7 protein-coding genes are annotated in these 6984 nt (G+C 62.6%); 4 read left to right on the plus strand and 3 right to left on the minus strand.

Going from position 1 to position 6984, the window contains the following annotated elements:
- Window positions 1-132 precede the first annotated feature (132 nt).
- From M2282_RS30405 to M2282_RS30420, 4 genes are all read left to right on the plus strand, one after another.
- A complete protein-coding gene (locus M2282_RS30405; RefSeq protein ID WP_280812495.1) occupies window positions 133-1158 on the plus strand; it encodes a tripartite tricarboxylate transporter substrate binding protein in 1026 nt (341 codons plus the stop codon).
- Window positions 1159-1160: 2 nt separating this feature from the next.
- Window positions 1161-2642, plus strand: a complete 1482-nt coding sequence (locus M2282_RS30410) for a M81 family metallopeptidase (protein WP_280812496.1) — start codon at window positions 1161-1163, stop codon at window positions 2640-2642.
- A gap of 539 nt (window positions 2643-3181) precedes the next feature.
- Complete coding sequence (locus tag M2282_RS30415; RefSeq protein ID WP_280812497.1) at window positions 3182-3373, plus strand: DUF3311 domain-containing protein; 192 nt, start codon at window positions 3182-3184, stop codon at window positions 3371-3373.
- A gap of 43 nt (window positions 3374-3416) precedes the next feature.
- The gene (locus M2282_RS30420) at window positions 3417-4904 is read left to right on the plus strand and encodes a sodium:solute symporter family protein (protein ID WP_280812498.1); all 1488 of its coding nucleotides are present in this window, start codon (window positions 3417-3419) and stop codon (window positions 4902-4904) included.
- Between the two features lie 20 nt (window positions 4905-4924).
- Here the strand turns inward: M2282_RS30420 and M2282_RS30425 are convergent, their stop codons facing one another.
- From M2282_RS30425 to M2282_RS30435, 3 genes are all read right to left on the minus strand, one after another.
- Window positions 4925-5746, minus strand: coding sequence for an alpha/beta fold hydrolase (locus M2282_RS30425; RefSeq protein WP_280812499.1), 822 nt, complete (start codon window positions 5744-5746; stop codon window positions 4925-4927).
- Window positions 5747-5801: 55 nt separating this feature from the next.
- Window positions 5802-6755 (minus strand): quinone oxidoreductase family protein, encoded by a 954-nt coding sequence (locus M2282_RS30430; RefSeq protein WP_280812500.1) that lies wholly within the window; start codon window positions 6753-6755, stop codon window positions 5802-5804.
- 79 nt (window positions 6756-6834) lie between these two features.
- The coding region (locus tag M2282_RS30435) for an aldehyde dehydrogenase family protein (protein WP_280812502.1) at window positions 6835-6984 on the minus strand (150 nt) is incomplete at its 5' end.

Raw genomic sequence — 6984 nt, forward strand, 5'->3', positions numbered from 1 at the left:
CGAAACGTTGCCTGATGGGCAACGAAGTGGTCAAAAAGTTGCTGTTGCTCGAACAAATGCTACGCCGAACAATTTGTTCAACGCGATTCCCCGCGTCCATCGCCCCACGCAGTCTGGAAAGAAGAGGACCTCATGAGAGACATTCGGCAGACCCCCATCGCCCGCGCCTTCGCGGGCATCGCTGCCCTTGCGGCTGCGCTTCTCGTCAACGCAACGACCGCCGGCCCGGCGCTCGCCGCGGAGACCTTCCCCTCCAAGCCGGTGACCATGCTTGTCGCGTTCCCGCCCGGCGGCCCCGCCGACGTGCTTGCACGCGCCATGCAGCCGTCGATGGCGAAGGCGCTCGGCCAGCCGCTCATCATCGAGAACCTGCCGGGCGCCGGCGGCGCGCTCGCCGTGCAGCGCCTCTTGAGCAAGCCGGCCGACGGCTACACGCTCATCATGGGTTCGCCCAACGAGGCGATCCTCGCGCCACTGTCCAATGCATCGGCGAAATACAAGCCCGAAGAGCTCGCGCTGATCGCACCGATCTCCACGCATCCGCTGGTGGTGATGGCGCGCAACGACCTGCCGTATGCGTCGCTCGAGCAACTCATCGCCGCCGCGAAGAAGCCCGGCAGCCAGAGCCTCACCTTCGGCAGCCCGGGGCACGGATCGATGTACCACATCGTCTCCGAATACCTCGCGCAGACCACAGGCGCCAAGCTGCTGCACGTGCCTTACAAGGGCGCCACGCCGATGATGCAGGACCTGGTCGGCCAGCAGATCGACATCACCATCCTGCCGAACCTGGGCGCATCGATCCAGCTGCTCGAGAGCCACAAGATCAAGGCCATCAACGTGCTCGACACCCAGCGCATGCGCACGCTGCCCGATGTGCCCGCCATCTCCGAGAGCGGCATCGCGAAAAAGAGCGAGTTCGTGCACTCCATCTGGCTGGCCGTGATGGCGAAAGCGGGCATTCCGGAAGACCGGCTGCGCGTGCTGCTGGAGGCCTCGCAGCAGGCCATCCAGTCGCCCGAGATGGTCAAGGCGCTCGCGCTCTCTGGCACGGTGCCGATGAAGCCGCAACCCCTTGCCGCTTCCGCGAAGTTCTACGTCGAGGAGACGGAGAAGTTCAAGAAGATGGCCCGATCCATTCAACTGACTGCCCAATGATGATGAACATCCTCGTCGCCGGTTTCCAGCATGAGACCAACACCTTCGCGCCCACCATGGCCTCGTACGACAGCTTCGTGCGCGGCGAAGATTTTCCGGGGCTCGTGCGAGACGAAGGGCTCTTCGGCCTGCTCAACGTCAACCTGCCCGCGAGCGGCTTCATCAACTTCGTGCGCGAGAAGGGTCATGCCGTCACGCCCGTCATCTGGGCCGGCGCGGGTGCTTCGGCGCATGTGACCACCGATGCCTACGAGCGCATCGCCGGCGAGATCGTCGAGGCCGTGAGGACGGCGTCGTTCGATGCGATCTACCTCGACCTGCACGGTGCGATGGTCGCGCAGCACCTCGATGACGGCGAAGGCGAGCTGCTCGCGCGCATCCGTGCAGTGGTGGGGCCGCAGATGAAGATCGTGGTGTCGCTCGATTCGCATGCCAACGTCACCACGCAGATGCTCTCGCTCGCGGACGCGCTGGTGGCCTACCGCACCTATCCGCACATCGACATGGCCGACACGGGCCGGCGGGCGGGGGAGTTGCTGCTTGCGCTCACCGGCAGCGACAGGCCGGCGCACCGTGTGGCACGGCGTGTGCCGTTCCTCATTCCGGTGAACAGCATGTCCACTATGATGCAGCCCGCGCGCGGCGTGTACGACCTGCTCGAAGAACTGGAGAAGGACGGCGTGCTCTCGCTCTCGTTCGCACCGGGTTTTCCGGCCTCCGATTTCGCGGAGTGCGGCCCGGTGGTCTGGGGCTACGGCTTCGATGCGGCGCGTATCGAGCGCGCCATCGATGCGCTGTTCTCCCGCATCTGCCATCCCGAGCACCAATGGTCTGTGCACTTCGAGGAACCCGATGCGGCGGTGCTGCGCGCGATGCAGGTCGCGCAGACGGCCAAACGCCCCGTGATCCTCGCGGACACGCAGGACAACCCCGGCGTCGGCGGCGACTCGAACACCACGGGGCTGTTGCGCGCGCTGCTCAGGCACGGCGCACAGGACGCGGCGCTCGGCCTCATCTGCGACCCTGCCTCCGCTGCCGCGGCTCACGAGGCGGGCGTGGGCGCATGGATCGACATCGGCCTCGGCGGCTGTCCGCAGGTCGAGGGCGATGCGCCACTGCGCGGTTCCTTCCAGGTCGAAGCGCTTGCCGACGGCAAGTTCGTCTACGGCGGCCCGATGATGAACGGCAAGGCCTCCGACCTCGGGCCGATGGCGTGCCTTCGCATCGGCGGCGTGCGCATCGCGGTGAGTTCGGCCAAGGCGCAACTGCTCGACCGCAACATGTACCGCACCGTCGGCATCGAGCCCGAGCGGATGAAGATCCTCGTGAACAAGAGCTCCGTGCATTTCCGAGCCGACTTCGCCGCGATGGCCGAAGAGATCCTCGTGGTGCGATCGCCCGGGCCGTTCATCGCCGATCCGTCGCAGCTGCCGTGGAAGCGCCTGGCGAAGGAAATGCGCACGCGCCCGCGCGACGCCGACTGAAATCCGCCCGGCCGTGAAACGTACCGTGGGGTTCTCGGGCAGATACAAGGGCATATGCAAGGTGCGCCCGGAAGGCGGGAGCGACCCAGCAATCCGGTCCGTTCCCAACCAACCCTTCCAAGGAAGCTCGAGCAGCTTGCCTTGGCCGATAAAACGGGGCCAGTTCCATAATTCGAACCTTGCCCGGATTTAGAAAGACACCACGGCGTGTTTGCGTCGTTTTGCAAGGGTTTCACAGGAGGGGAGCGGGCGGCCTCCTTACGGCAGACACGCGCAATCTACTCTGGCGATTAAACAAAAATCGTCGCTTTCAGCCCCATTTCGACGGTTCCTGACTCGCGATACCGCGCCCTGGAATACGCGGATTTGCACCGATTTTCAACTTTTAACTCGCACGACCGGACGATAACTCACAGCATCGAAAGCTGGCTGAAAAACGTCTTGGCCACCGACCGCAAACAGATAGTGCTTATGTGCATATCCAAAAGTCTGAAGCTTTCCTGCACGGCATCGCGGATAGGCCATCGCCTGGGCGACCAATGAAACCGCATCACTGGCTCGCCCTGATCCCATTCCTGCTGTTCCTGTGCGGTGCACCCTTCGCCGCACGGGTTCAGCCCTTCGTGCTTGGACTCCCATTCTTCCTGGCATGGACCATCGGCTCCGTGCTGGCGACTGCTGCCGTCATGGGATTGGTCTTTTGGCTCGATCCCGCCAACGACGCACCGTAGCTACTCCCCCCACCGTTTTTGCTTCTCGCCGTCGCACCCCTTGATGAATTCCGCGCTTGTCATCATCTCGTTGACCCTCCTTAGCGTTCTGCTCGTCGGCATGCATGCCCGGTCCGGCGTGCGGATGGACTTGGAGCAGTGGAGCGTGGGCGGACGCCGCTTTTCCGGCCCCCTCGTGTTTGTGCTCATGGCTGGCGAGCTGTACACCACATTCACCTTCCTGGGGGCCAGTGGCTTTGCATACGGCCATGGCGGCGCGGCCTTGTACATCATGGCCTACTCTTGCCTGGCCTTCGTGCTGTCGTATTGGCTTCTGCCCTCCATCTGGCGCTTCGCCCAACAACACGGTGTGCTGACGCAGCCTGAATTCTTCGCCAAGGCCTACAACAGCCCGGTGCTTGGCTTTGTGGTGGCCGCTGTTGCGCTGCTCGCCCTCGTGCCCTATCTGGTTGTTCAGTTCAAGGGGCTGGGCATCATCATGGAACTCACTTCCTACGGGCGCCTGACGCAGTGGTCGGCGGTCTGGATCGGTGCGGCGGCCATGACGGTGTACGTGATCCTGTCAGGCATGCATGGCTCTGCCAGCACAGCCGCACTCAAAGACATCCTGGTGCTGGCGGTCTGCGTGTTTTTGGGGCTGTATCTGCCATATCACCACTACGGCGGGTTAGGGGAAATGTTCATGCGCATTGAGCAGTACCGGCCCGGTTTTCTGGCGCTGCCTGCGACTGGAAAAAGTGCCGCATGGTTCGGATCCACTGTGGTGCTGTCCACGCTAGGTATGTACCTTTGGCCTCATGCTTTCAGCGCGATATTCACTGCGAGAGGTGAGCGCAGCTTCCGGCTCAATGCGATGGTGATGCCGCTCTATTCGCTGGTAATGCTATTTTCGATGTTCGCCGGATTTGCAGCGGTGCTGCAGATACCCGCGCTCACTGGCGACCAGGTCGATCTGGCGCTGCTCAAGCTCGCGATCCAGACTTTAGACCCCTGGGTTGTCGGCGTGATCGGCGCCGCCGGCATGCTTACGGCGATCGTTCCAGGCTCCATCATGTTGGTCTCTGCCGCAACGCTGATCGCACGCGATCTATACCGCCCATTGCGTCCGGCCAGCAGTGATGCTCACCTTTCGATCGTTTCCAGGGGTGCGACGCTGTTGCTGGTTCTGGTGGCCGTCTCGCTCACCTTGGCCGGCGGAGCCAACATGGTGTCTCTGCTGCTCACTGGCTTTGGTCTTGTGACCCAACTCGCGCCGGCGCTCTGGTTCGCCATTGCCCGGAGCACTGTGGTCAATCGTTGCGGCGCCATCGCTGGCGTCCTTGCCGGCGTGGCTTTCGTTACCAGCAGCGTACTGGCCGGGCTCACGATGAAGGCCTTGATCCCCGCTGCGCCCACATGGGTTCATGATCTGAACCTCGGCATCGTTGGTTTGGCCCTGAACATGCTGGTCATGTTTGCCATGAGCTTCGTGACGCGCGACCGCTCCCGGGTCGGGATGCTGTCGCCGGTCGAGCCTGAGCTGCAGAGATAGCGATTTCTAGATGTCGCCTTCTAGGCCTTTGCGAATGCCAGCAAATCGGCGTTGACTTCGTCCTTGTGGGTCGTGCACATGCCGTGCGGCGCGCCTTTGTAGACTTTCAGTATGGCGTTTTTCACAAGCTTGGCCGATAGCAATGCAGAGTCGGCGATCGGCACGATCTGGTCGTCGTCTCCGTGCAGGATCAGTGTGGGGACGTCGATTTTCTTCAGGTCTTCGCTGAGGTCGGTTTCCGAGAACGCCTTTACGCAGAAGTATGACGCCGGCATGCCCGCAGCCATACTCTGCAACCAGAACGATTCGCGTACGCCTTCGGACACCTTGGCGCCTGCACGGTTGTAGCCGTAGAAAGGCAGGCTCAGGTCCTTCCAGAACTGCGATCGGTCGGCCACCACGTTGGCGCGGATCTGGTTGAAGGCCTCAATGGGCGTGCCGCCGGGGTTGGACGGTGTCTTGACCATCAGCGGCGGTACGGCGCCGATGAGCACCGCTTTGGCGACGCGCGCGGTGCCGTGGCGCCCGATGTATCGCGCGACTTCGCCGCCGCCGGTCGAATGACCGACATGAATCGCATCCTTCAGGTCGAGCGCCTGCACCAATTCCGACAAATCGTCTGCGTAGGTGTCCATGTCGTTGCCCTGCCAGGGTTGACCGGAGCGGCCATGACCACGGCGGTCGTGAGCGATGCAGCGGAAGCCGTTCGACGCGAGAAAGAACATCTGATCTTCGAAGGCTTGTGAGGACAGGGGCCAGCCATGGCTGAAGACGATAGGCTGGCCACTACCCCAGTCCTTGTAGTGAATCTCGGTGCCGTCTTGGGTGGTGATGGTTGTCATGATGTTTTATTGGTGGAGTGGAGGGTTCAAGTGCCGATGTCGGGCGGCTTCGGAATCAGGGCATGAGCAGCAGCTTGCCGGTAGTCGCGCGGCTCGCCATGTCGGCGTGGGCCTTGGCGGCGTCGGCCAGCGGATAGATGCCGCCGACATGCACCTTCAGCTTGCCTTCTTCGATCCATTCGAACAGTCGCGCCGAGCGCGCGCGCAAAAGATTCGGCGTATGGATGTGATCGAAGAACACCGCGTAGCCCAGCTTGATACTCTTGGGCAGACTCATGATGTCGATCGGACCGGGCCCGCCGAGTACCGGGCCGTACCAGCAAAAGGTTCCTGAGCGACGAAGCACGTCCAGCGACCCTTGGAATGTGCTGGGGCCGGAGCCGTCGAACACGACGTGCACACCTTCGCCGCCGGACAGTTGTCTCGCCTTTTCGACGAACTTGCCGTCGATGTCGACGATCACGTGATCCGCGCCGGCCGCCCTGACCGCTGCCTCTTTTTCGCGCGAAGAGACGCGGCCAATCACCTGCCCACCGCGGAGCTTGATGATCTGGGTCAGCAGCAGTCCGAGGCCACCGGCAGCTGCGTAGACAAAAGCGATATCGCCCGGCTGGACTGGATAAAAATCGGTGGCGAAATGGCTGGCGGTCAGGCCTTGCATCATCACCGAGGCGGCGGTCTTATCGTCGATACCGTCGGGGATGGACACCAGCGAATCAGCCGGGATGGCGATCTTCTGCGCATAGCTGCCGGGTGCATAGACCCATGCCACACGTTGACCGACCGCGATGCCGTCGACACCTTCGCCCACGGCCAGCACGCGGCCAGCGCCCTCGACGCCCAGGGTCTTCGGATTGGGCATTTCAGTCCATGCCATGCCCTGGCGCACGCCGATGTCCATGAAGTTGACGCCGGCAACGGCGATCTGCACTAGCACCATCCCAGGGGCGGGTACCGGGTCCGGCTGATCCACATAAGCCAACACGCCGACATCGCCGGTTTGGTTCATCACAACTGCTTTCACTGCTGTTCCTTATTCACATTGAGGATATAAAAAATGGTTGGCGCCGTTTTGGAAGCGATCTTGTTCACGCCGCATGCGGGTCCGCCTGCGCAAGGCTGTTCACAAAGGCAATGGTCTTGGGCTCCAGGAATGCCTCCATGCCGAAGACGCCGAACTCCCTGCCGATGCCCGACTGCTTGACGCCGCCGAAGGGCGCGATCAGCTCGGGTGCGAT

This window comes from Variovorax boronicumulans, assembly GCF_029892485.1.
In the GTDB taxonomy this organism is placed as follows: domain Bacteria; phylum Pseudomonadota; class Gammaproteobacteria; order Burkholderiales; family Burkholderiaceae_C; genus Variovorax; species Variovorax boronicumulans_B.